This window comes from Bradyrhizobium sp. Cp5.3 (genome assembly GCF_000426265.1).
Taxonomy (GTDB): domain Bacteria; phylum Pseudomonadota; class Alphaproteobacteria; order Rhizobiales; family Xanthobacteraceae; genus Bradyrhizobium; species Bradyrhizobium neotropicale.
Genome location: NZ_AUFA01000003.1, coordinates 282,134 through 304,203 on the forward strand (window position 1 = coordinate 282,134; position 22,070 = coordinate 304,203).

The window sequence follows — 22,070 nt, forward strand, 5'->3', positions numbered from 1 at the left end:
GGTGGGCAAAGGCGCCTTGGCGCCGTGCCGCCACCTCACCGAAGCTCGCACGGCCTCAGTTCAAGACCGCCTCGAAATCCAGATCCGCCCATACCGGCACGTGGTCCGAGGGCTTCTCCCAGCCACGCACGTAGCTGTCGATGCCGACATTGGCGAGCCGGTCGCTCGCCTGCGGCGACATCAACAGATGGTCGATGCGCAGGCCCTGATTCTTCTGCCAGGCGCCGGCCTGATAGTCCCAGAAGGTGTAGAGCCCAGGCTCATCCGTGACCGCCCGCAGCGCGTCGGTCAGGCCGAGGCCGAGCAGGGACTGAAAGCTCTCGCGCGTCTCGGCCTTGAACAGGGCGTCCTCGGTCCAGGCAGCCGGGTTGTAGACGTCGCGCGCGGCCGGGATGACGTTAAAGTCGCCTGCGAGGATCAGCGGCTCCTCGGTCCTAAGGCGCTCCTTCGAATACTCAAGAAGTCGCGACATCCATTTGAGCTTGTAGGGATATTTGTCGCTGCCTACCGGATTGCCGTTGGGCAGATAGAGGCAGGCGATGCGCAGCACCCCGCGCTTGAGCGTCACTACGCCTTCGAGGAAGCGAGCGTGCGCGTCCTCGTCGTCACCGGCGAGCCCCGACTTGGTCTCGTCGAAGCGGAATTTGGAGAGCAGGGCGACGCCGTTGAACGTCTTCTGTCCATGCGTGACGACGTTGTAGCCGAGCGCCTCGATCTCTAGCCGTGGGAAGGCCTCGTCCACGCATTTGATTTCCTGGAGGCAGACGATGTCCGGTTGGCATTCCCTGAGCCATGTGAGCAGAAGATCGATCCGCTGTCGGACCGAGTTCACGTTCCAGGTGGCTACTCTGATGGGCATTGTCGGGCGGCTCCAGGCGGGGCCACCGTTAGAACAAACTGCAAACGCGCCCGTCAAGGCGGCGGCCTGCCCGGCGCAAAATCACCCACAAAATTAACCCGGCTTAAGCGGCCCTTCTGCCATTGATGCCAAAAAGGTTGCTCGGATGGGATGGCCCGAAAAGTCCTCAAATCGACATCAGCCGCGTGACGGCCTCATCGGCGCGTTCCTGTATTGGCTCGGCGGCTTCGAGATCGAGGACGGCCTGACCGCCGATCTCAGCGAGCGCGAGATGCGCCGCATCCGCGCCAAGCAGGTCGATGCGGTGACGCGGCTGATCCCGGTGACGATGGCCGTGAACCTGCTCACGGTCGCGATCGTGCTGATCCTGTTCTGGGGTAGGGGCTGGAACAGCTTCCTGGCGATATGGGGCATCACTCTCGCCATCACCGCCTCGCTCGCGCTGCGCTCGTGGCGGCGGGCGCACCAGAACCCGCCGCAGGAGGCCTCGCCCCGCGCCACGCGGCAGATGATGCGGCAGGCGTTTTTCCTCGCGGCGATCTGGGGCACGCTGCCGCTTGCGCTGTTCAGCCGGATCGAGCCGACCGGCCAGCTCATCCTCGCCTGCCTGATGGTCGGCATGATGTCCGGCGGTGCCTTCACGCTGTCGACCTTCCCGCGTGCAGGCCTCGTCTATCTCGCGACCATGACCATCGCCTGCGCCGGCGCGCTGCTGCTGTGCGGCGCCGGGCCGTATCTCGTGACCGCGGGGTTCCTGCTGCTGTTCGCGTTCTTCATAGCGCGCAACATCGTCTCGCAGGGCAACCTCTTCCTCGGCAACCTGAAGGCCCAGCTCGCACTCGAACGGCAGACCGAGATCATCTCGCTGCTGCTGAAGGAATTTCAGGAGAATGCCAGCGATTGGCTGTGGCAGACCGACGCCGAGGGGCATCTGACCGACGTGCCCGAGCGCTTCGCAGCCGTCGCGCAGCTCCCGCTTCCGCTGTTGAAGGGATCGCACTTCGTCGACGTGCTCGACATGCTGTGTCCCGAGGACAAGACGGCGGCCTACAACGTCGTCGGCCTGATGGAGCAGGGCGAGCCGCTGCATGAGATGAGCATCAAGGTGGTCGCCGGCGGCGAGGCGCGGCTGTGGTCGCTGACGGCCAAGCCTGCCTATGACCGCGACGGCCAGTTCCTCGGCTATCGCGGCTTTGGACGCGACGTGACTGAGCGCTGGCGCGCCGAGAAGGCGGAGGCGGAGAGCCGCGCCAAGTCGGACTTTCTGGCGGTGATGAGCCATGAGATCCGCACGCCCATGAACGGCGTGCTCGGGCTCGCCAGCATGCTGCTCGAGACCAAGCTCGATCCGGAGCAGCACGAGGCCGTCACCACGATCCGCGAGTCGGGCGACAACCTTCAGCGCATCCTCAACGACATTCTCGATCTCTCCAAGCTCGAGGCCGGACGCTTCGCGTTCGAAGCGATCGATTTTGCTCCGCAGGCGCTGGTCGAGGCGGTTGCGACCGTGGTGCGGGCGAGCGCCAAGAGCAAGGGGCTGGCCGTCAAGGTCGAGCTCGACCCCACCCTGCCGCCGACGCTGCGCGGCGACGTCGCGCGCATCCGACAGGTGCTGCTCAACCTCGCCTCCAATGCCGTGAAATTCACCGACGCCGGCGAAGTGACAATCGCCGCGACCTGCCAGGCGCGGCGCGACCTGCTTGCCACGGTCGAATGGACCGTGACCGACAGCGGCATCGGTATCGCGCCGGAGAAGGTCGGCAAGCTGTTCACTGACTTCTCGCAGGCCGACGCCTCGATCAGCCGTCGTTTCGGCGGCACTGGGCTTGGACTCGCGATCTCCCGGCGCATCATCGAGCAGATGGGCGGCACCATCGGCGTCGCCTCGACGCCGGGCGAGGGCTCGACGTTCCGTTTCACGCTGGTGCTGCCCTGGAGCCAGGCGCTGGCGTCCGAGCAGGACGCCGCCCGCGACGAAGAAGACGAGCTCAAGGCCCGCATCGCCGCGCTCGATCGGCCGCTGAAGGTGCTCGTTGCGGAGGATGATGCCGTCAACCGCATGGTCGTGAGCAAGATGCTGGGCGCCTTCGACGTCGATCTTCGCGTCGTCACCGATGGTGTCGAGGCCGTGCAGGCGGCGTCCGAAGGCGATTACGACGTCGTCCTGATGGACGTGCGCATGCCAGACATGGATGGCCTTGCCGCGACCCGGGCGATCCGCGCGCAAGGCGACCGGTTCACGGCCTTGCCCATCACCGCGCTGACAGCCAACGCGTTCCCCGAGGACGTCAAGATCTGCCGCGAGGCGGGAATGTCAGACTTCCTGGCCAAGCCCTTGCGGAAGCCCGCGCTGGTCGCGGCGCTGCTGCGGGCGCTGGACCACGTGGGGTCGGAGGGGGCCCCGCTTCAGCCGGAGCTGATGCCGGTCGACGCGGATTGGACGGACGAGGAAAGGCAGATAACCGGCGCCTAGCCTGTCAGATCGAAAAACTCGTCCCGCAGCCGCAGGAAGCGGTCGCGTTGGGATTGTTGACGCGGAACGAGGCGCCGATCAGATCGTCGACGAAATCGACCTCGGATCCTGCCAGGAACGGCCGGGACGCGGAATCGACCAGCACCACAGCGCTGTCCCGTTCGATCACGAGATCGTCGTCGGCCCGCGCACGGTCGATGTCGAACTTATACTGAAAGCCGGAGCAACCGCCGCCCTCGACCGAGATCCGCAGCATCGCGCCGGAACCTTCGCCCTTGAGGATCTCCCCAATCCGGCGTGCGGCGCGGTCGCTGATGGTCACGTCAGTCGTCATCGTTCGCCTCCGGTCGCAGCGCAGTCATACCAAGTTCACTTGCCCAATTCAGTTGGTATCCCGCGTCCGGCATAGTTAAGTGCAAGGGTCCGCAGAATCAAATGGATAGGGACTAAATTCGTCGTGTCCGTCGGAATGGCTGCCCCCCGCGCGCCCTATGCATGTGATCCCGATCGCAGTCGCGGCCGGCTGGTCGCGGAGCCGCCGAGCCGGACTCGCAGCCCGTTCCGGCGCGATTGCGACCGCGTGATCCATTCCACCGCCTTCCGCCGCCTCAAGTACAAGACCCAGGTGTTCGTGTTCCATGAGGGCGACCACTATCGCACCAGGCTGACCCACTCGCTGGAAGTGGCGCAGATCGCCCGCGCGCTGGCCCGCCAGCTCGGACTGGACGAGGACCTCACGGAAACCCTGGCACTGGCCCATGATCTCGGTCACCCGCCGTTCGGCCACGCTGGCGAGCGGGCGCTCGACGCGTGCCTGAAAGATTTTGGCGGGTTCGATCACAACGCCCAGGCCCTTCGCGTCGTCGCGGCTCTCGAGCACCGCTATCCCGAGTTCGACGGGCTCAATCTCACTTGGGAGTCGCTGGAGGGCATCGTCAAGCACAACGGCCCACTGACGGATCGCAGCGGCGCGCCGGTTGGCCGCTATCGCGAGCATGGCATTCCCGTCGGCATTGCCGACTATATCAAGACCTATGACCTCGAATTGTGGAGCTTTGCCTCGCTGGAGGCGCAGGTTGCGGCGATTGCCGACGACATCGCCTATGACGCCCATGACATCGACGATGGCCTGCGCGCAGGCCTGTTCCACCTCGATGATCTCAAGGTGATGCCGCTCACGGCCGAGATCATCGCCGAGACGGCTGCGCACTATCCCGCCCTCGAAGATGTCAGGCGTGGCGCCGAGCTGGTGCGCGAGCTGATCTCGCATCTGATCGGCGCGGTGTTCGCGGAAGCTCAGAAGAACCTCGCCGCGGTCAAGCCGCAATCGGCTCAGGACGTGCGCCAGCAGAGCCGGGCACTGATCGCATTCCCGGTCGCGGTGGCCGAGGAGGAAGCCGCCATCAAGGCGTTCCTCTATCAGCACATGTACCGTCACAAGCGGGTGATGCGGGTGATGGGGGAGGCGGAACAGATCCTGTTCGACCTGTTCGCGAAATACCTGGCATCGCCGGCCGAGCTGCCGCCGGAGTGGCTGCTGGGGGCGGAGGGCGACGGCGAGGGCGACCGGGCCCGCCGGATCGGCAATTTCATTGCCGGAATGACCGACCGTTTCGCCCTGACCGAGCACCAGCGGCTTTTTGACTCGACCCCGGATTTGCGTTAGGCGGCGCCCATGCCCGACACATCCTCATCTCTGCACCTGTTCGCCGACGTGCTCGCGCGCGTGCACGCCGCTTGCCACGCGCTCGCGGCGGAAGCCAATTGGCCAGAGGGTATCGATTTCTCGCGCGTGGTGGTCGAGCCGCCGCGCGACCCGTCCCATGGCGACATGGCGACCAACGCCGCCATGGTGCTGGCGAAAGAAGCCAAGGCCAAGCCGCGCGACCTCGCCGAGCAGATCGCCGAGCGGCTCCGTGCGGATGCGCTGATCGCCATGGTCGACGTCGCCGGTCCAGGCTTCATCAATCTGACGCTGAAACCCGCCGCCTGGGCCGAGGCGCTGCGGACCGTGCTGCGCGAGGGCGCCGATTACGGCCGCGTTCGCGGCGGCTCCAAAGTCAATGTCGAATATGTCTCGGCCAATCCAACCGGGCCGATGCATGTCGGGCATTGCCGCGGCGCCGTGTTCGGCGACGCACTTGCGAGCCTGCTCCAGTTCGCCGGCTATGACGTCACGCGCGAATATTACATCAACGATGCCGGCGCGCAGGTCGACGTGCTCGCGCGCTCCGCCTTCCTCAGGTATCGCGAGGCGCTGGGCGAGAACATCGGCGCGATCCCGGATGGGCTCTATCCGGGCGACTATCTGAAGCCGGTCGGCGCGGCGCTCGCGAAGGAGCACGGCGACAAGCTGCTCACGATGAATGAAGCCGAGTGGCTGCCGACGGTACGCGCCAAGGCAATCGCGATGATGATGGACGAGATCAAGGACGATCTCGCCGCCCTCAACATCCGCCACGACGTGTTTTTCTCCGAGCGCTCGCTGATCGAGAACGGCAACAACAAGGTTGCCGAGACCATCGATTTCCTGCGCGCCAAGGGCGACATCTATGAAGGCCGCCTTCCGCCGCCGAAGGGCGCGCCGGTCGAGGACTGGGAAGACCGCGAGCAGCTGCTGTTCAAAGCGACGGCTTACGGCGACGACGTTGATCGTCCGCTGATCAAGTCGGACAATTCCTACACCTACTTCGCCTCCGACATCGCCTACCACAAGAGCAAGTTCGATCGCGGGTTCGCCGAGATGATCGACGTGTGGGGCGCCGACCATGGCGGCTACATCAAGCGCATGCAGGCGGCGGTGAAGGCGACGACCTCCGGCAAGGGCTCGCTCGACGTCAAGATCGTCCAGCTCGTCAAGCTCCTGCGCAATGGCGAGCCGGTGAAAATGTCCAAGCGGTCCGGGGACTTCGTCACCTTGCGTGAGGTGGTGGATGAGGTCGGCCAGGACGCCGTCCGCTTCATGATGCTCTACCGCAAGAACGACGCGGTGCTGGATTTCGACCTCGCCAAGGTCATGGAGCAATCGCGCGACAACCCGGTGTTCTACGTCCAGTACGGTCATGCCCGCGGGCACTCGATTTTCCGGAACGCGCGGGCGGAAGTATTCCCGGAACTCCCCGAGGATACGGAGAAGCGTATCGCCTGGCTCAGCGACTCGTCGCTCGAGCGGTTGTCTGATACGGCTGAGCTCGACCTGCTCAAGCGGCTCGCAATTTATCCGCGGATGCTGGAAGGGGCCGCCGCGGCCCATGAGCCGCACCGAATTGCCTTCTATCTCTATGATTTAGCCAGCGAATTTCACGCGCTTTGGACGAAGGGGCGCGATCTGCCCTATTTACGCTTCATTATCAATAATGATGCACAGCTTACAAAGGCGCGGCTGGCGATGGTCCAGGGCGTCGTCTCGGTCCTGGCATCGGGCCTCGCCATCCTCGGCGTCCATGCCCCGGACGAGATGCGGTAGTTTGGGGCGAACTACTTAATGGGAATTCGGGGGTAACCGGCAGAAGCCGGATCGCTTAGACTTGGTTCAAAGCCTTGTGGGTCGAAAGCCGTGTCTTGGTCGAGGGGCGCGCGGCTTTCCCGAAGGGACGCATCATCACGATGGCCGATCGATATCAGCAAAGACCGTTTCCTTCCGATGATTATGGTCGCGGCGACCAGCATGGGCGGGCGGAATCCGATCCCCTGGCCGAACTCGCCCGCCTGATCGGGCAGACCGATCCGTTCGCAGCGCAGAGCCAGCCCAGCGCGCGGCAGGCAGCGCCTGCGCCCGCAGCGTTTCAGGAGCCGGCCCAGCACTATCCGGAAGACGATTATCCGCAGAACAACTATCAGCAGGGCTACGAGGAGCCCGCACCGCCGCCGCCTCCACCGGGGCCGCCATCATGGATGCGCCGCGCCAATGTGCAGCCGCAGCCGGCTCCCGCGCCGGAGCCCGATTATCCCGTGACCGTGAATCCTGTGCATCCTCTGCATCGCTACTCGGCGGCGCCGGCACAGCCCGAACCTCACTTTCATCAGCCGCAGGCCCATCAGGGCCAGACGACGTATCAGGATCACGCTTACCAGAAGCAAGCCTACCAGGAGCAGGCCTACCAAGAGCAGGCCTACCAAGAGCAGGCTTACCAGGATCAGGCCTACCAGGATCAAGCCTATCAGGACCCGCACCAGCAGCCCGATCCGTCGCGCTACGATGAAGCGCTTTACGGACGGCTCGAGGCAGGCCACGAGGATTTCCAGCGCGAGCCGGCCTATCCGGACGATCCCTACGCGTTCCAGAGCGACTATCCCGAAGCGGATCTCGACGAGCCCAAGAAGCAGCGCGGTGGTATGATGACGGTCGCTGCGATCCTGGCGCTCGCCGTGATCGGCACCGGCGCCGCATTCGCCTACAAGAACTACATGGGATCGCCGCGCAGCGGCGAGCCGCCGATCATCAGGGCCGACAACTCGCCGACGAAGGTCGTGCCGGCGCCGACCGATTCCTCGGCCAAGGTGCCGGATCGCATGGTGAGCGGTGACGGTGCCGAGAAGATCGTGCCGCGCGAGGAGGCCCCCGTCGACCTCAACGCCAAGTCGGGCGGTCCGCGCGTCGTGTTTCCGCCGCTGAACCAGAATGCAAATCCGCCGCCGGTTGCGAGCGTCTCGCCGTCTACGCCGCCGCCACCGAACGCGGGGCAGATGGCCAGCAACGGGACGCTGCCGAATAACGAGCCACGCCGGATCAGGACGCTCGCCGTGAAGGGCGATCAGACCGACAGCACAACGCCGCAAACCGCGGCGGCTGCCGCGAAGCCCACGACGCCGCCCAAGCCCGTCGCGGCACCCGCTGCGCCGGCCCCATCCCACAATCCGCCGACCTCGGCCAATGCCAGCGCCAATCAGCCGATGTCGCTGGCGCCGCAGGCAACCTCCGAACCGCCTGCGCCGCTAGCGGGACAGCGGATGGCGGCGACGAACCCGACCCAAATCGTGCCCGCGAGCAGCGCCGGCGGCGGCTATCTGGTGCAGGTCTCCTCGCAGCTGAGCGAGGAGAGCGCCCAGGCCTCCTACCGCGTGCTCCAGGGGAAGTATGGCAGCGTGCTGGGCTCCCGGTCGCCTGTGATCAAGCGGGTTGATCTCACCGACAAGGGCAAGGGGGTCGTCTATCGCGCCTTCGCGGGTCCGTTCAGTTCGGCGGAGGAAGCGGTGCAGGCCTGCAACAATCTGAAATCTGCCGGTGGACCGCAGTGCCTCGTCCAGAGGAATTAACGGCGGTTTCCTTGACCCCCTAGCGGGGTAGGGTTAATCGGCCCTTATGAGCACGCGGGCCTTCATTACCGGCGTATCCGGAACGGAACTGACCGCCGCTGAGCGGGAGTTTATCCGTGGAGAACGCCCATGGGGCTTCATCCTCTTCAAACGCAACATCGATAATCCGGCGCAAGTTGCTTCGCTGGTTGGTGAATTGCGCGACATTGCGGGTGCCCCTGAGGCCCCCGTCCTGATCGACCAGGAGGGGGGCAGGGTGCAGCGGTTGGGGCCGCCGCACTGGCCGGTCTACCCGCCGGGCGCCGTTTTCTCGGCCCTGTACGACACTGATTCGGCCCTTGGGCTGACCGCCGCGCGTCTCAGTGCCCGGCTCATCGCCGCTGATCTCGCCGATCTCGGCATTACCGTGGACTGCCTGCCGCTTGCGGACGTGCCGGTTCCGGGGGCCGATGCCGTGATCGGCAACCGCGCCTACGGCACCGAGCCCGGCAAGGTTGCAGCGATCGCACGGGTGGTCACGGCCGGGCTGGAACAGGGCGGTGTGCTGCCGGTTCTCAAGCATATTCCCGGCCACGGACGGGCGACCGCGGACAGCCATTTGAAGCTGCCGACGGTCGACACGCCCAGGGATGAGCTGGAGCGGACCGATTTCGCCGCCTTCAGGCCGCTGGCGGACCTGCCGATGGCCATGACTGCACATGTTGTGTTTAGCGCCTTCGACCCCGCCCATCCGGCGACGACTTCTGCGACAATGATCGCTCAGGTGATTCGTGGCCTGATCGGGTTCCAGGGTTTGTTAATGAGTGATGACGTGTCGATGAACGCGCTGGCAGGAGGCATCGCCGAGCGAACCCGGGCTATCTTCGCGGCCGGCTGCGACATGGCTCTGCACTGCAACGGCAACATCGAGGAGATGCGCGATGTCGCCGGCCAAACGCCTGAACTCAAGGGCAGGGCGCTGGAGCGGGCGAACGCTGCGCTCGCCGCGCGCAAGCCGCCGCAGCCGTTCGACCGGGCGGCCGCACGCGCTGAACTGGATGCATTGATCGCACGGGCAAACACGGCTTCCGCATGACCGCAGAAATCCTATCGTTCGAAACCGGGCGGCCCGCCGAGCTCGCCGAGGGTGAGCCGGCGCTTGTCGTCGATGTCGAGGGCTATGAGGGCCCGCTCGACCTGCTGCTCGCACTGGCGCGGCAGCAGAAGGTCGATCTCGCCAAAATCTCGATCCTGGCATTGGCCGATCAGTACCTGCACTTCATCGAAGCGGCGCGAAAGATCCGCCTGGAGCTCGCGGCCGACTATCTCGTGATGGCGGCATGGCTCGCCTTCCTGAAGTCGCGCCTGCTGTTGCCGGAGCCGCCAACGGCGGAAGGTCCGAGCGCTGAAGAGATGGCGACCGCGCTCGCCAACCGGCTGCGCCGCCTGGAAGCCATTCGCGAAGCCGCCAACCGCCTGATGAACAGACAGCAATTGCTGCGCGACATCTTTCCGCGCGGCGAGCCCGAGCAGATCGCCGAGGTCAAGCATCCGAAATACACGGCCACGCTGTACGACCTGCTCACCGCCTATGCCTCGCAGCGCCAGTCGCGCGTGCTGGCGAGCGTGCATCTCGCCAAGCGCACGGTGTGGTCGCTCGCCGAGGCCCGCGCCACGCTGGAGCGGCTGGTCGGCAGCATTACTGAATCGGACGACTGGGGAAATCTCGACGACTTCCTGGTCCGCCATGTCGCGGATCCGTCGCAGCGCGCGACGGTGTTCGCCTCGAGCTTTGCCGCCGCGCTCGAACTGGTGCGGGAAGGTCAGCTGGAATTGAACCAGAAAGAGGCATTTGCGCCCATCTATTTCCGGAAGGGGCGCCACAAGCCGGTTCCGGACGCAGCTCCTGCGCCTGATGCGCCGGTCGGTTAAGTGCAAGAAGGAGAAGCTGCCATGGCAAGCCTGGCTGAAGTGCGGATAGAAGAGGCGGAGCCGATGGAGAACGAATCCCAGGCCCGTCCCGAAGAGCTGCGTCTTCTCGAAGCTCTCTTGTTTGCATCGAGCGAACCGCTGGATACCGCGACGCTGGCCAAGCGGATGCCGGAAGGAGTCGACGTCAAGGAAGCGCTTGCCCAATTGCAGGCCGAATATGCAACGCGCGGCGTGAACCTCGTGCGCGTCGCCAACAAGTGGACCTTCCGCACCGCCGGCGATCTCGCCTGGCTGATGACGCGGGAAAGCACCGAGACGCGTCGCCTGTCGCGCGCCGCGATCGAGGTGCTGGCGATCATCGCCTATCACCAGCCGGTGACGCGCGCCGAGATCGAGGAAATCCGTGGTGTCGTGACCTCGAAGGGCACGTTGGACGTGCTGCTGGAAACCGGTTGGATCAAGCCGCGCGGCCGGCGCAAGACGCCGGGGCGTCCGCTGACCTTCGGAACCACCGAGGGCTTCCTGTCGCAGTTCACCCTGGAACAGCTCGGCGATCTGCCGGGCCTGGAAGAGCTGAAGGGCACGGGTCTTCTGGATTCACGGCTGCCGACCGGCTTCAGCGTGCCGAATCCGTCCGACGATCCTGCATTGCGCGAGGACGAAGATCCGCTGGAACCGGGCGAGGATCTCGATTTGGCGCTGGCGCCTGCACCCGAGCCGGAGACGCCGGAAAGTGGCGGCGAGGGCGGCGGCGAGGACTGACGTCCCGGCCTTTTACGGGCCCCTGCGACCAGTTAACACTAGCAAGATTGCGTAGCGCCAACAGCGAATTGGCGCTGCCTTGGTCCTTGTTTTTGACACCTGCGAAGCCTAGGTTTCGGTAAAGATCGGCCGGGTCGCCGGCCATGCGTGTTTGGAGGGTTGCAGGATGGGTTCGCTTAGCATTTGGCACTGGATCTTGGTGATCGCAGTGGTCCTGCTGCTGTTCGGCCGCGGCAAGATTTCGGACCTGATGGGTGACGTGGCGCAGGGCATCAAGGCTTTCAAGAAGGGCATGCAGGACGACGACAAGCCCGCCGACAAGCCGGAGCCGGCCAAGTCCATCGAGCACAATGCTGCGCCGACCGCGGCACGGTCCGACGTCGGCAGCAAGGCCGTCTGAGCCAAAGATCGGACAGACGCGAGCGGTCCCGATCCCAGAGCGAAGAGGATTGGGCTGGTTGCGACTGGCCTGAACGGAAGACCTCATGTTCGACATCGGCTGGAGTGAACTGGTCCTCATCGGGGTCGTAGCGCTCGTCGCCATCGGCCCGAAAGAACTGCCGGGCGTGCTGCGCATGGTCGGACAGTGGATGGGCAAGGCCCGCAAGATGGCCGCCGAATTCCAGGGGCAATTCCAGGAAGCGATGCGCGAGGCCGAGATGGCCGACCTCAAGAAGAGTTTTGATGAGGTCAAGGAAGCCGCCTCCGGCTTCACCGGCAACAATTTGATGACCTCGCTGCAGAAGGACGTCAGCGACGCCCTGCGCGTCGACGCGCTCGACAAGCCGGCCGAGACCTCGACCACCACTGCGGTCGAACCGTCGGCGACTTCAAGTGAAGTGCCGGCAACTTCAAGTGAAGCGCCGGCAATTCCAACGACACCGGAAACTCCGACGCCCGAGACCTTTGTGGAAGCGGAGGCGCATGCGGCAGTGAACGAACCGCGCGCCATTACCCGCGAGCTTGACCAGGCGCCCGTCACCCAGGACACCGCGCCATCCGAAGCGATCAAGGACGCCAAAGCGTCATGAGCGACGCCGATATCGAGGCCAGCAAAGCCCCTCTGATGGACCACCTGATCGAGCTGCGTTCGCGGCTGATCAAGGCGCTGCTCGGCTTCGGCGTGGCCTTCATCTTCTGTTTCTTCTTCGCCAAGCAGATCTACAACGTGCTGGTCTGGCCGTTCGTGTGGGTCGCGGGGCCGGAGAACTCGAAATTCATCTACACGGCGCTGCTGGAATATTTCATCACCCAGCTCAAGCTCGCGCTGTTCGGCGCTGGCTTCATCTCCTTCCCGATCGTTGCCACGCAGATCTACAAGTTCGTGGCGCCGGGCCTCTACAAGCACGAGAAGCAGGCCTTCCTGCCATATCTGGTCGCCACCCCGTTCTTCTTCGTGCTGGGTGCGATGCTGGTCTATTTCGTCGTGCTGCCGATGCTGATCCGCTTCTCGCTGGGCATGCAGCAGTCGGGCGGCGAGGAGACCGCGCAGATCGCGCTGTTGCCCAAGGTCGGCGAATATCTGTCGCTCATGATGTCGCTGATCTTCGCCTTCGGCATCGCCTTCCAGCTGCCCGTGATCCTGACGCTGCTCGGCCGCATCGGCATCATCACGGCAAAAATGCTGCGCGAGAAGCGCCGCTATTTCATCGTCATCGCCTTCATCATAGCGGCGGTGCTGACACCGCCCGACGTGCTCAGCCAGTGCTCGCTCGCCATTCCCTTGCTGGCCCTCTATGAGGGCTCGATCATCGCGGTGGCGATGGTGGAGAAGAAGGCGGCCGCCTCGCAGGCTTCCGGCGGCGCCTCGTCGAGCGCTAATCCGGCGGAGTAGGGCGCCGTACCCGCCGGTGTCATTCCCCGCGAAAGCGGGGAATCCAGTACGCCGCTGCTATCGAGGAATTGCCCCCGTCTCTGGAATACTGGATCGCCCGCTTTCGCGGGCGATGACGCCTGTGGTAGTGGGAAGCGCGGCGCAAGCTTCCAGCACAAGCGTTGGCTGTTGCGCGCTCATCCAGGACCCTCGGCCATGCACGACATCAAATCGATCCGCGACAATCCGCAAGCTTTCGACGCCGGTCTTGCACGGCGGGGTCTGAAGCCGTTGTCGGCGTCGCTGCTCGCGATCGACGAAAAGCGGCGGGCGGCGATCCTGGCTTCCGAGCAGGCGCAGGCGCGGCGCAATGCCGCCTCCAAGGAAATCGGAGACGCCAAGAAGGCGAAGGACGAGGCGCGCGCGGCCAAGCTGATGGCCGAGGTGGCGGAGTTGAAGACGACGATGCCGCAGCTCGAGGCCGCTGCGAAGGCCGCCGACGAGGAGCTTGCGAAGGAGCTCTCCGCGATCCCGAACATTCCGCTCGATGAAGTGCCCGATGGCGTCGACGAGCACGGCAACGTGCAGCACCATGTCTTCGGCGACAAGCGCAATTACAGCTTCGCGCCCAAGCTGCACGACGATCTCGGCAGCGCGCTCGGCTACATGGATTTCGAGGCGGCGGCCAAACTCTCCGGCGCGCGCTTCGTCGTGCTGAAGAAGGGGCTGGCGCGGCTGGAGCGCGCGATCGGCCAGTTCATGCTCGATCTGCACACGACCGAGCACGGCTACACCGAGATCAACCCGCCGCTGCTGGTGCGCAACGAGGTCATGTTCGGCACCGGGCAGCTGCCGAAATTCGAGGACGATCAGTTCTGGGCGATCAAGGGCGAACTGCTCGCCGCGCCCGATCAGGAGCGGCTGCGGACCGAGCGGCTCGGCCTGATCCCGACGGCGGAAGTGTCGCTCACCAACCTCGCGCGTGAATCCATCCTCGACGAGAAGCAGTTGCCGATGCGGCTCACCGCGCTGACTCCGTGCTTCCGCGCCGAGGCGGGCGCTGCCGGACGCGATACGCGCGGCATGATCCGCCAACACCAGTTCACCAAGGTCGAGCTGGTGTCGATCACGACGCCGGAGGCCAGCAAGGACGAGCTGGAGCGGATGCTTGCATGTGCCGAGGAGGTGTTGCGCCGCCTCGACCTGCATTACCGCGTGATGACGCTCTGTGCAGGGGATATGGGTTTCTCCGCGCAAAAAACCTATGACATTGAGGTCTGGATGCCCGGGCAGGGCGAAGGTGGCATGTTCCGCGAGATATCGAGCTGCTCGGTCTGCGGCGACTTCCAGGCGCGGCGCATGGATGCGCGCTCGCGCGGCCCCGATGGCAAGCCGCGCTTTGTGCACACGCTGAACGGCTCCGGCACCGCGGTCGGCCGCGCGTTGATCGCGGTGATGGAGACCTATCAGCAGGAGGACGGCTCGATCGCCGTGCCCGACGTGCTTCAGCCCTATATGGGCGGGGCGAAGGTGGTCGCGCGCGAGTAGCGCGCCGATCGCGGGTTGCGAAGATTGGGCGGCCGGTTATCCTGACGGCAGCCCTAGAACTCGAAACGTCCCGTCCATGGCCTTGCATCGCGATATCTTCTGGGTCGGCAGACAATGGGCGGTGACCGGATTCGGCATCCAGGCCGTCGACCAGCGGCTGCGCGGCGTGCTGGATATCGAGATCGCGCGGCTCTGGGACGACGATCTCATCCAAAACCGGCGAACCAGGCCTGGCGTCAATGCCCAGGATTTTGACAAGGCGGTGACGGTGGCACGCGGACGCTATCCGCAAGAGCCGCCGGCGGCCCCCATCATCGCGCAACCGGATGTACTCGACGCGGCGCCGGCCGCGAGCCCGTTCGTGCCGGCGATGAAATTGCGGGCCGAAGGCAGGCTTGCGCGCTTCCTGCCGCAATGGCGCATCCGACGCTAGTCGGGCATGGCCGGTTTGGGCAGAACTCCTGCCCGGGAAAAACAGCGGATGGTGGTTCCCAGATCCAGAGCCGTCCCGGCGGCTGAAATCCCGCAAGCCGCCCGGTTTGCCTGATCGGCTATAGCCGGATAAGACGGCCCCACCCAATCCCTGGAAACGATCTTCGGTATGCGAATCCTCTGCACCAATGACGACGGTATCCACGCCCCCGGCCTCAAGGTCGTGGAGGAGATCGCGCGAGCGCTGTCCGACGATGTCTGGGTCGTGGCTCCCGAGCTCGACCAGTCCGGCGTGTCGCATTCGCTGTCCTTGAACGATCCTTTGCGCCTGCGCGAGGTCGGACCGCAGCACTTCGCCGTGCGCGGCACCCCGACCGACTGCGTCATCATGGGCGCGCGCCATATCCTGGGCGCCAAGCTGCCCGACGTCGTGCTGTCGGGCGTCAACAAGGGCCGCAACGTCGCCGAGGACGTGGTCTATTCCGGCACCATTGCCGGCGCGCTGGAAGGCACCATCCTGGGTCTGCCGTCGTTCGCGCTGTCGCAGGAATTCAGCATCGAGACGCGCGAGCGCCCGCCGTGGGACACCGCGCGCAAATTCGGGCCCGACATCCTGCGCAAGGTGATCGCCGCAGGCATCCCGAAGGATACGGTGATCAACGTCAACTTCCCGTCCTGTGCGCCGGAGGACGTTCTCGGCATCCGGGTGACGCGGCAAGGCAAGCGCAATCTCGGCTTCCTCAGGATCGACGAGCGCAGGGATGGCCGCGGCAATCCTTATTTCTGGATCGGCTTCGAGCGCACCGCGATGCTGGACACGCCCGCCGAAGGTACCGATCTCGCCGCGCTGCGGGATCGTTACGTCTCGGTCACGCCGCTCAGGCTCGACCGCACGGACGAAGCATTTTCCGAAGCGCTCGACGGAATCCTGAAATAGGAGCTAGCCGGCGCGAAGCGCCGCTTCGATGGTCTTGCCGAGCGCGTCGAGCTGAAACGGCTTCTGCAGCGCCGGCCGGTCGCGATATTGCTCGGGCAGTCCCGACGAGCCATATCCGGTCGCGAAGATGAAGGGGCAGCCCTTGGCCTTGATCAGATCGGCGACCGGCGAGATCACCTTGCCGTTGACGTTGACGTCGAGGATGGCGAGGTCGAACTCGGTCGATTGGGCAAGCCGCATCGCTTCGGCGATGTCGCCGGCCTCAGCCGCGACCTTGTAACCAAGCTCTTCCAGCATATCCGCGACCATCATCCTGATCATGACCTCGTCTTCCACGAGGAATACAGAACGGCCCGACAGCCTTCCCGCAGTCATAAGTGAGTCCTTGCCCATTCGCATAAACGTTCGCAGATAACGCCAAGCGGCGCAATGCGCGTTTCGGCTTACGGAAACCTGCAAATGACGATGGCAGTTGATCCGTTTGCTAGCCAAATGTGGTCAAACACTGCGCCAAAAGGTTATCATGAGTTCCTGAGCCGGAACAAGAATCTGCCGCGCCTGCACACCCATCACATCGACCTGAACTCCAAGAGACGAACACAGGCAAATGGCCTCCCATCAGCAGCCGCCGGAAAAAATGATGTTTCAGCTCACGCTGCGACGTCGGGGCATCAGCGACCAGGCAGTGCTGCGCACCATGGAGGAGGTGCCGCGCGAGTTGTTCGTCGATGAGGTCGATCGCGAGGACGCCTACCGCGACAGCGCGCTGCCGATCGCCTGCGGACAGACCATCAGCCAGCCCTTCGTCGTCGCCTACATGACCGAACAGCTGCAGCTGAAGAAGCAGCACCGCGTGCTCGAGATCGGCGCCGGCTCCGGCTACCAGGCTGCCGTGCTATCGCGGCTTGCCGGCCAGGTGCTGACGGTCGAGCGCTACCGCAGGCTCGCCGATGCCGCGCGCGGCCGGCTCGAGAAGCTCGGCTGTCACAATGTCGAGGTGATGCTGGGCGACGGCCTCAACCTGCCCGCCAATATCGGCCCGTTCGACCGCATCATCGTGACGGCGGCGATGGAGCAGATTCCGGAGAACCTGATCGAGCGACTTGAGGTCGGGGGGATCCTGATTGCGCCGGTCGGACCGCATCAGGGCGTGCAGACGCTGATCCGTCTGACCCGCGGTGAAGCGGGCATCGAGCGCAAGGAACTCGTCGATGTCCGCTTCGTGCCGGCGCTGCCGGGCGTGGCTCGGGAGCTGTAGATTCCCGGATCGGTTGTGCTGCCAACACCTTATTGGGAGGGTTAAGCCGTTATTTACTCGGCGCGTGTTTACTTAAAAGACCAGTTCAGTTGCGTACGAGTGAGTAACCATGTCCGCTGTCGCCGAGTTGCTTTACTCGCGCCGCGTGCCGCAGGTCGCGGTGCTGGCGCTGATCTCGTTCGGTTTCGCGGGGTGCAGTGCCGACATGTCGTCGCGCCTCTCCCAGTCGAATTTCTCCAATCCTTTCGCCTCCGACTCGACCGGTTCGGTGCAGCAGGCACCGCCGCCGCAGCGTGAGCTGCCGCAATATGCGCGGCCGCAGACCCAGCCGGGCTACTACCAGTCGCAGCCCTTGCCGCCGCCGGCGGTTGCTGCGCCGCAATCCTATCCGGTTTCGGGTGGGGGCGTGTCCGGAGGCGGGCGCGGTGTGAGTTCCTATGCGCCGCCGTCCCAGCCGCATCTCGAGACCACGGCCACCGTGCCGTCGCGCTCGGTCGCGGCCGCTCAGCCGGCCGGCGGGACCAAGATCATCGTCGGCACCAGCGACACGCTCGACGTGCTCGCCAAGCGCTACCACGTCACGCCGCAGGCGATCCTTGCCGCCAACGGCTACAAGGGGCCGCGCGCACTGTCGCCCGGCCAGCAGCTGATCATTCCGCGTCCGGGTGCAACGGCTGCTGCACCCGCACCGGCTCTGGCTCCCGTCGCCGCTGCTCCCGCGATGGCGCCGGCGACCAAGCCGGTTGCCGTCGCCGCGCCGCCGAGCATCCACTTCGTCAATCGCGGTGATACGCTCGCCAGCATCGCCCGCAAGAACCACATCTCCGCCACCGAGCTTGCCCGGGCCAACAGCCTCGAGCCGTCCGCCAAGCTCAAGCTCGGCACCAAGCTGACCGTGCCCGGCGCCAAGACCGCCGCGCTCGCTGCGCCCGCAGCTCCCGTCCCGGCGCTGGTTGCGCCGGCACCGGTGGCCGTCGCTCAGCCCGCCGCGGTTGCGCCAGCACCGGTCACCAGGGTCGCTGCCGCGGCGCCAGTGCAGAGCGCTCGCCTGGCTCAGCCGACCGCCAACATCGAAGAGAAGCCCACCGAGGCGCCGGCGAAGGCCGCGGACGCCACTGGCGCGCTGCCGACCTTCCGCTGGCCGGTGCGTGGCAAAGTGATCACGACCTACGGCGCCAAGACCAACGGCAAGTCCAATGATGGCATCAACCTCGCGGTGCCCGAAGGCACGCCGGTCAAGGCGGCGGAAGACGGCGTCGTTGCCTACTCCGGCAACGAGCTGAAGGGTTATGGCAATTTGGTTCTGGTTCGGCATTCCAACGGCTACGTCACCGCATATGCCCATGCGAGTGAGCTATTGGTGAAGCGCGGCGATACCATCAAGCGCGGCCAGGTCATTGCCAAGTCGGGTCAATCCGGGGAAGTGGCGTCGCCGCAGCTCCACTTCGAGATCCGCAAGGGATCTAGTCCGGTTGACCCGCTTCAATTCCTGAACGGGGCGTGAGGCCTACGTAGCATCCGCACTGAAGCAGTCGTCGTCCGGCTTGACCGGCCGACGCAGTATTCCAGAGACCGTGACTGGATGCGGATCAGCCGCGGCGTACTGGATCCCCGCTTTCGCGGGAAACGACAGTTGGGCACGAGGCGAAATCTCACGCTACTTCGCGGCCAGCTTCACACCCAGTCGCCCAGCGAGCTCCTGTACGAACTGCCAGGCGACACGGCCCGAGCGCGAGCCGCGCGTCGTCGACCATTCCAGCGCCTCGCGCTCCAGCGCTTCGTCGTCGATTTTGATGCCGAAATGGCTGCAATAGCCGCGCACCATCGCGAGGTATTCGTCCTGGCTGCAACGGTGGAAGCCGAGCCAGAGGCCGAAGCGATCCGACAGCGAAACCTTCTCCTCGACCGCTTCGCCGGGATTGATCGCGGTCGAGCGCTCGTTCTCGATCATCTCGCGCGCGAGCAGATGGCGGCGGTTGGAGGTGGCATAGAGGATGACGTTCTCGGGCCGGCCTTCGATGCCGCCTTCGAGCACCGCCTTGAGCGACTTGTACGAGGCGTCATTGCCGTCGAAGGAGAGGTCGTCGCAGAACACGATGAAGTTGAAGGAGGAGGCCCGAAGCTGCTCCATCAGCGCCGGCAGGCTCTCGATGTCCTCGCGGTGGATCTCGATCAGCTTCAGTCTGTCTGCGGCCTTGCGGTCGGCATTGATGCTGGCATGCGCGGCCTTCACGAGCGACGACTTGCCCATGCCGCGCGCGCCCCAGAGCAGCGCATTGTTGGCGGGCAGGCCGTTGGCGAAGCGCTCGGTGTTCTCCATCAGGATGTCGCGCATCCGATCGACACCCTTCAAGAGGAAGAGCTCGACGCGGCTGACCCGCGGCACGGCCGAGAGGCGGCCGTCCGGGTGCCAGACGAAGGCATCCGCCCGCTCGAACGATTCGGGCGCCGCGTCCGGCGTCGCCTGGGCGGAGAGGTGCGTCGCAATGGTCTCCAGCGCGCGGACGATGCGCTCCTGGGAGAGGTCGGCGGGGGCTGCCGTGGGGCGTTTTGCCGCGATGCGGGCGGGCTTTCGGGCAGGGGTCTTGGGGCCTTTGCCGGCCGGGCTTTTGCTTGGTTTTCTGGGCATGTCCGAAGTTCCTGAGAACGCAGCCTTATCGGGCCTGAACGCCCGCCGCAAGGTGGCCAAATCGACGGTCTGGCAGCGTTGCAATTGGGGCGGTGGCCGCTATAGTCCGCGCGAATTTGACCGAACCGGTCGCCTGAAGGGCCTGACCGGCTTTCCCCCGTTCTCACGAGGATCGTCCGAATGTTGATTACCCCTGCGTATGCCCAGGCTGCGGGCGCCGGCGACACCAACAGCATGTTGATGTCGCTGCTGCCGTTCGCCCTGATCTTCGTGATCATGTACTTCCTGATTCTGCGTCCGCAGCAGAAGAAGGTGCGCGACCATGCCGAGCTCGTGAAGAACATCCGCCGCGGCGACACCGTGGTCACGTCGGGCGGCCTCGTCGGCAAGGTCACCAAGGTCGTCGACGACGACCAGATCGAGTTCGAGATTTCCGATGGCGTGCGCGTTCGGCAGATGCGCCAGATGATCTCCGGCGTACGCGCCAAGGGCGAGCCGGCCAAGGAAAGCGCCAAGGACGATACCTCGGCAAGCTGAGCGCTCGTGCGAGCCTCAAGAGTCTCCTGATCTGACAGGTCCAGTCGATGTTGTATTTCACGCGGTGGAAGGCGCTGGGGATTATCCTGACAGCGCTGATCGTGTGCCTCTGCGCGGTCCCGAACTTCTTCCCCGAGGCGCAGGTCAAGACCTGGCCCGCCTGGGCCCAGCGCCGGCTCGTGCTCGGCCTCGACCTGCAGGGCGGTTCCTATCTGCTGCTGGAGGTGGACTCCAACTACATCAAGAAGCAGAAGCTCGACCAGATTCGCGACGACGTCCGCCGCGTGCTGCGCGACAACAAGATCGGCTATACCGGGCTTGTGACCAAGGGCGATGCGGTCGAGGTCCGAGTCAAGGATACCGAGGCAACGACCGCGCTGGAGAAGGTTCGCGAGCTGTCACAGCCGCTGGGTGGATTGCTCGGTTCCAGCGGACAGCGCAGCCTGGAAGTCTCGGACGCCGGAGGTGGCTTGATCCGGTTGACAGTACCTGAGGCGGCCGTCACCGACCGGATCAGGCAGACCATCGAGCAATCGATTCAGATCGTCGAGAAGCGCGTCAACGAGCTCGGCACCGTCGAGCCGGTGATTCAGCGGCAGGGTACCGATCGCATCCTGGTGCAGGTACCAGGCCTGCAGGATCCGACCCGACTGAAGGCCATTCTCGGCCAGACCGCGAAAATGGAATTCCGGATGGTCGACACCTCCGTGCCGCCCGATCAGGCGCAGCAGGGCAGGGTGCCGCCGGAATCCGAGCTCCTGATGAGCGCGTCACCGCCGCCGACCCCCTATGTTGTCAAGAAGCAGGTCCTAGTCGCGGGCGGCGACCTGACCGACGCCCAGGCGGCGTTCGACCAGCGCACGGGCGAGCCGATCGTCAGCTTCAAGTTCAATACATCAGGTGCGCGCAAATTCGCGCAGGCCACGACTGAGAACGTCGGGCTGCCCTTTGCGATCGTGCTCGACAACAAGGTGATCTCGGCGCCCGTCATCCGCGAGCCGATCACCGGTGGCCAGGGCCAGATCTCGGGCAATTTCACCGTGCAGTCGGCCAATGACCTCGCGATCCTGCTGCGCGCCGGTGCGCTACCGGCGCCGTTGACGGTGATCGAAGAGCGCACCGTCGGTCCGGGCCTCGGCCAGGACTCGATCGAGAAGGGCGAGCTTGCCGCCTATGTGGGCTCGATCCTGGTCATCGTGTTCATGCTGTTGACTTACCGGCTGTTCGGCGTGTTCGCCAACGTCGCGGTGGCGATCAACGTCGCCATGATCTTCGGCCTGTTGTCGCTGCTCAACGCCACGCTGACGCTGCCCGGCATTGCCGGCATCGTGCTCACCGTCGGTATCGCGGTCGATTCCAACGTGCTGATCTATGAGCGCATCCGCGAGGAGCTGCGCGGCGGCCGCAACGCGATCTCGGCGATCGACGCCGGCTTCAAGCGGGCGCTTGCCACCATCCTCGACTCCAACATCACGACCTTCATTGCCGCTGCGGTGCTGTTCTACATCGGCACCGGCCCGGTGCGCGGCTTCGCCGTGACGCTCGGCATCGGCATCATCACCACGGTGTTCACCGCCTTCACGCTGACCCGGCTGATCGTGGCCTGGTGGGTGCGGTGGAAGCGGCCGCAGAGCGTGCCGATCTAGGAGCTAAGA

At 65.0% G+C, this 22,070-nt stretch carries 21 protein-coding genes; 17 read left to right on the forward strand and 4 right to left on the reverse strand.

The window, feature by feature from the left end:
• Positions 1–55: 55 nt before the first annotated feature.
• Entirely contained in the window at positions 56–859 is an 804-nt protein-coding gene (xth, locus tag K289_RS0106650; protein ID WP_035684030.1) for an exodeoxyribonuclease III, read from the reverse strand.
• A 145-nt stretch (positions 860–1,004) separates the two neighbouring features.
• Here xth and K289_RS0106655 point away from each other — a divergent pair, with 145 nt between their 5' ends.
• On the forward strand, positions 1,005–3,332 hold the full coding sequence (locus K289_RS0106655; RefSeq protein WP_027550778.1) for an ATP-binding protein: 2,328 nt from the start codon (positions 1,005–1,007) through the stop codon (positions 3,330–3,332).
• A gap of 4 nt (positions 3,333–3,336) precedes the next feature.
• Here the strand turns inward: K289_RS0106655 and erpA are convergent, their stop codons facing one another.
• Positions 3,337–3,666, reverse strand: a complete 330-nt coding sequence (gene erpA, locus K289_RS0106660) for an iron-sulfur cluster insertion protein ErpA (protein ID WP_027550779.1) — start codon at positions 3,664–3,666, stop codon at positions 3,337–3,339.
• Positions 3,667–3,801: 135 nt separating this feature from the next.
• Between erpA and K289_RS0106665 the strand changes: the two genes are divergently transcribed.
• The 12 genes from K289_RS0106665 (at position 3,802) to surE (ending at position 15,991) form a co-directional block, all read left to right on the forward strand.
• Complete coding sequence (locus tag K289_RS0106665) at positions 3,802–4,998, forward strand: deoxyguanosinetriphosphate triphosphohydrolase (protein WP_035684034.1); 1,197 nt, start codon at positions 3,802–3,804, stop codon at positions 4,996–4,998.
• 9 nt (positions 4,999–5,007) lie between these two features.
• Positions 5,008–6,798, forward strand: coding sequence for an arginine--tRNA ligase (argS, locus tag K289_RS0106670; RefSeq protein WP_027550781.1), 1,791 nt, complete (start codon positions 5,008–5,010; stop codon positions 6,796–6,798).
• Between the two features lie 140 nt (positions 6,799–6,938).
• A complete protein-coding gene (locus K289_RS0106675; protein WP_027550782.1) occupies positions 6,939–8,588 on the forward strand; it encodes an SPOR domain-containing protein in 1,650 nt (549 codons plus the stop codon).
• 46 nt (positions 8,589–8,634) lie between these two features.
• On the forward strand, positions 8,635–9,663 hold the full coding sequence (gene nagZ / locus K289_RS0106680; protein ID WP_027550783.1) for a beta-N-acetylhexosaminidase: 1,029 nt from the start codon (positions 8,635–8,637) through the stop codon (positions 9,661–9,663).
• Entirely contained in the window at positions 9,660–10,499 is an 840-nt protein-coding gene (locus K289_RS0106685) for a ScpA family protein (protein ID WP_027550784.1), read from the forward strand. The genes nagZ and K289_RS0106685 overlap by 4 nt, the downstream gene beginning before the upstream one ends.
• A 21-nt stretch (positions 10,500–10,520) precedes the next feature.
• Complete coding sequence (gene scpB / locus K289_RS0106690) at positions 10,521–11,261, forward strand: SMC-Scp complex subunit ScpB (RefSeq protein WP_027550785.1); 741 nt, start codon at positions 10,521–10,523, stop codon at positions 11,259–11,261.
• 166 nt (positions 11,262–11,427) lie between these two features.
• Entirely contained in the window at positions 11,428–11,661 is a 234-nt protein-coding gene (locus K289_RS0106695) for a twin-arginine translocase TatA/TatE family subunit (protein WP_011087519.1), read from the forward strand.
• A gap of 85 nt (positions 11,662–11,746) precedes the next feature.
• Complete coding sequence (gene tatB / locus K289_RS0106700; RefSeq protein WP_027550786.1) at positions 11,747–12,292, forward strand: Sec-independent protein translocase protein TatB; 546 nt, start codon at positions 11,747–11,749, stop codon at positions 12,290–12,292.
• Positions 12,289–13,095: a twin-arginine translocase subunit TatC gene (gene tatC, locus K289_RS0106705; RefSeq protein ID WP_027550787.1), complete on the forward strand. Its 807-nt coding sequence runs from the start codon at positions 12,289–12,291 to the stop codon at positions 13,093–13,095. Before tatB ends, tatC begins: the two co-directional genes overlap by 4 nt.
• Positions 13,096–13,290: 195 nt before the next feature.
• Positions 13,291–14,622, forward strand: coding sequence for a serine--tRNA ligase (gene serS / locus K289_RS0106710; protein ID WP_027550788.1), 1,332 nt, complete (start codon positions 13,291–13,293; stop codon positions 14,620–14,622).
• A 76-nt stretch (positions 14,623–14,698) separates the two neighbouring features.
• Positions 14,699–15,055, forward strand: coding sequence for a hypothetical protein (locus K289_RS0106715; RefSeq protein WP_027550789.1), 357 nt, complete (start codon positions 14,699–14,701; stop codon positions 15,053–15,055).
• Positions 15,056–15,223: 168 nt separating this feature from the next.
• Positions 15,224–15,991, forward strand: a complete 768-nt coding sequence (gene surE / locus K289_RS0106720) for a 5'/3'-nucleotidase SurE (RefSeq protein WP_027550790.1) — start codon at positions 15,224–15,226, stop codon at positions 15,989–15,991.
• A 3-nt stretch (positions 15,992–15,994) separates the two neighbouring features.
• Here the strand turns inward: surE and K289_RS0106725 are convergent, their stop codons facing one another.
• Entirely contained in the window at positions 15,995–16,366 is a 372-nt protein-coding gene (locus K289_RS0106725) for a response regulator (protein ID WP_027550791.1), read from the reverse strand.
• Positions 16,367–16,598: 232 nt separating this feature from the next.
• Between K289_RS0106725 and K289_RS0106730 the strand changes: the two genes are divergently transcribed.
• Together K289_RS0106730 and K289_RS0106735 are read left to right on the forward strand one after the other, a co-directional pair.
• A complete protein-coding gene (locus tag K289_RS0106730; RefSeq protein WP_027550792.1) occupies positions 16,599–17,249 on the forward strand; it encodes a protein-L-isoaspartate(D-aspartate) O-methyltransferase in 651 nt (216 codons plus the stop codon).
• Positions 17,250–17,358: 109 nt separating this feature from the next.
• Positions 17,359–18,753 (forward strand): LysM peptidoglycan-binding domain-containing M23 family metallopeptidase, encoded by a 1,395-nt coding sequence (locus K289_RS0106735; RefSeq protein ID WP_027550793.1) that lies wholly within the window; start codon positions 17,359–17,361, stop codon positions 18,751–18,753.
• 153 nt (positions 18,754–18,906) lie between these two features.
• Here K289_RS0106735 and K289_RS0106740 read toward each other — a convergent pair whose 3' ends face one another.
• Positions 18,907–19,878 (reverse strand): ATP-binding protein, encoded by a 972-nt coding sequence (locus tag K289_RS0106740; RefSeq protein ID WP_027550794.1) that lies wholly within the window; start codon positions 19,876–19,878, stop codon positions 18,907–18,909.
• 180 nt (positions 19,879–20,058) lie between these two features.
• Between K289_RS0106740 and yajC the strand changes: the two genes are divergently transcribed.
• Together yajC and secD are read left to right on the forward strand one after the other, a co-directional pair.
• The gene (gene yajC / locus K289_RS0106745) at positions 20,059–20,415 is read left to right on the forward strand and encodes a preprotein translocase subunit YajC (protein WP_027550795.1); all 357 of its coding nucleotides are present in this window, start codon (positions 20,059–20,061) and stop codon (positions 20,413–20,415) included.
• A 47-nt stretch (positions 20,416–20,462) separates the two neighbouring features.
• Entirely contained in the window at positions 20,463–22,061 is a 1,599-nt protein-coding gene (gene secD, locus K289_RS0106750; RefSeq protein WP_027550796.1) for a protein translocase subunit SecD, read from the forward strand.
• The last annotated feature ends 9 nt before the right edge of the window (positions 22,062–22,070 follow it).

Coding starts and splice junctions, on each gene's coding strand:
- erpA (WP_027550779.1), bottom strand. CDS start 3,666: ATGACGACTGACGTGACCATCAGCGACCGCGCCGCACGCCGGATTGGG.
- K289_RS0106695 (WP_011087519.1), top strand. CDS start 11,428: ATGGGTTCGCTTAGCATTTGGCACTGGATCTTGGTGATCGCAGTGGTC.
- secD (WP_027550796.1), top strand. CDS start 20,463: ATGTTGTATTTCACGCGGTGGAAGGCGCTGGGGATTATCCTGACAGCG.
- K289_RS0106725 (WP_027550791.1), bottom strand. CDS start 16,366: ATGACTGCGGGAAGGCTGTCGGGCCGTTCTGTATTCCTCGTGGAAGAC.
- K289_RS0106740 (WP_027550794.1), bottom strand. CDS start 19,878: ATGCCCAGAAAACCAAGCAAAAGCCCGGCCGGCAAAGGCCCCAAGACC.
- nagZ (WP_027550783.1), top strand. CDS start 8,635: ATGAGCACGCGGGCCTTCATTACCGGCGTATCCGGAACGGAACTGACC.
- yajC (WP_027550795.1), top strand. CDS start 20,059: ATGTTGATTACCCCTGCGTATGCCCAGGCTGCGGGCGCCGGCGACACC.
- K289_RS0106665 (WP_035684034.1), top strand. CDS start 3,802: ATGGCTGCCCCCCGCGCGCCCTATGCATGTGATCCCGATCGCAGTCGC.
- K289_RS0106655 (WP_027550778.1), top strand. CDS start 1,005: ATGGGATGGCCCGAAAAGTCCTCAAATCGACATCAGCCGCGTGACGGC.
- K289_RS0106730 (WP_027550792.1), top strand. CDS start 16,599: ATGGCCTCCCATCAGCAGCCGCCGGAAAAAATGATGTTTCAGCTCACG.
- K289_RS0106735 (WP_027550793.1), top strand. CDS start 17,359: ATGTCCGCTGTCGCCGAGTTGCTTTACTCGCGCCGCGTGCCGCAGGTC.
- K289_RS0106685 (WP_027550784.1), top strand. CDS start 9,660: ATGACCGCAGAAATCCTATCGTTCGAAACCGGGCGGCCCGCCGAGCTC.
- serS (WP_027550788.1), top strand. CDS start 13,291: ATGCACGACATCAAATCGATCCGCGACAATCCGCAAGCTTTCGACGCC.
- tatB (WP_027550786.1), top strand. CDS start 11,747: ATGTTCGACATCGGCTGGAGTGAACTGGTCCTCATCGGGGTCGTAGCG.
- K289_RS0106715 (WP_027550789.1), top strand. CDS start 14,699: ATGGCCTTGCATCGCGATATCTTCTGGGTCGGCAGACAATGGGCGGTG.
- argS (WP_027550781.1), top strand. CDS start 5,008: ATGCCCGACACATCCTCATCTCTGCACCTGTTCGCCGACGTGCTCGCG.
- xth (WP_035684030.1), bottom strand. CDS start 859: ATGCCCATCAGAGTAGCCACCTGGAACGTGAACTCGGTCCGACAGCGG.
- surE (WP_027550790.1), top strand. CDS start 15,224: ATGCGAATCCTCTGCACCAATGACGACGGTATCCACGCCCCCGGCCTC.
- K289_RS0106675 (WP_027550782.1), top strand. CDS start 6,939: ATGGCCGATCGATATCAGCAAAGACCGTTTCCTTCCGATGATTATGGT.
- scpB (WP_027550785.1), top strand. CDS start 10,521: ATGGCAAGCCTGGCTGAAGTGCGGATAGAAGAGGCGGAGCCGATGGAG.
- tatC (WP_027550787.1), top strand. CDS start 12,289: ATGAGCGACGCCGATATCGAGGCCAGCAAAGCCCCTCTGATGGACCAC.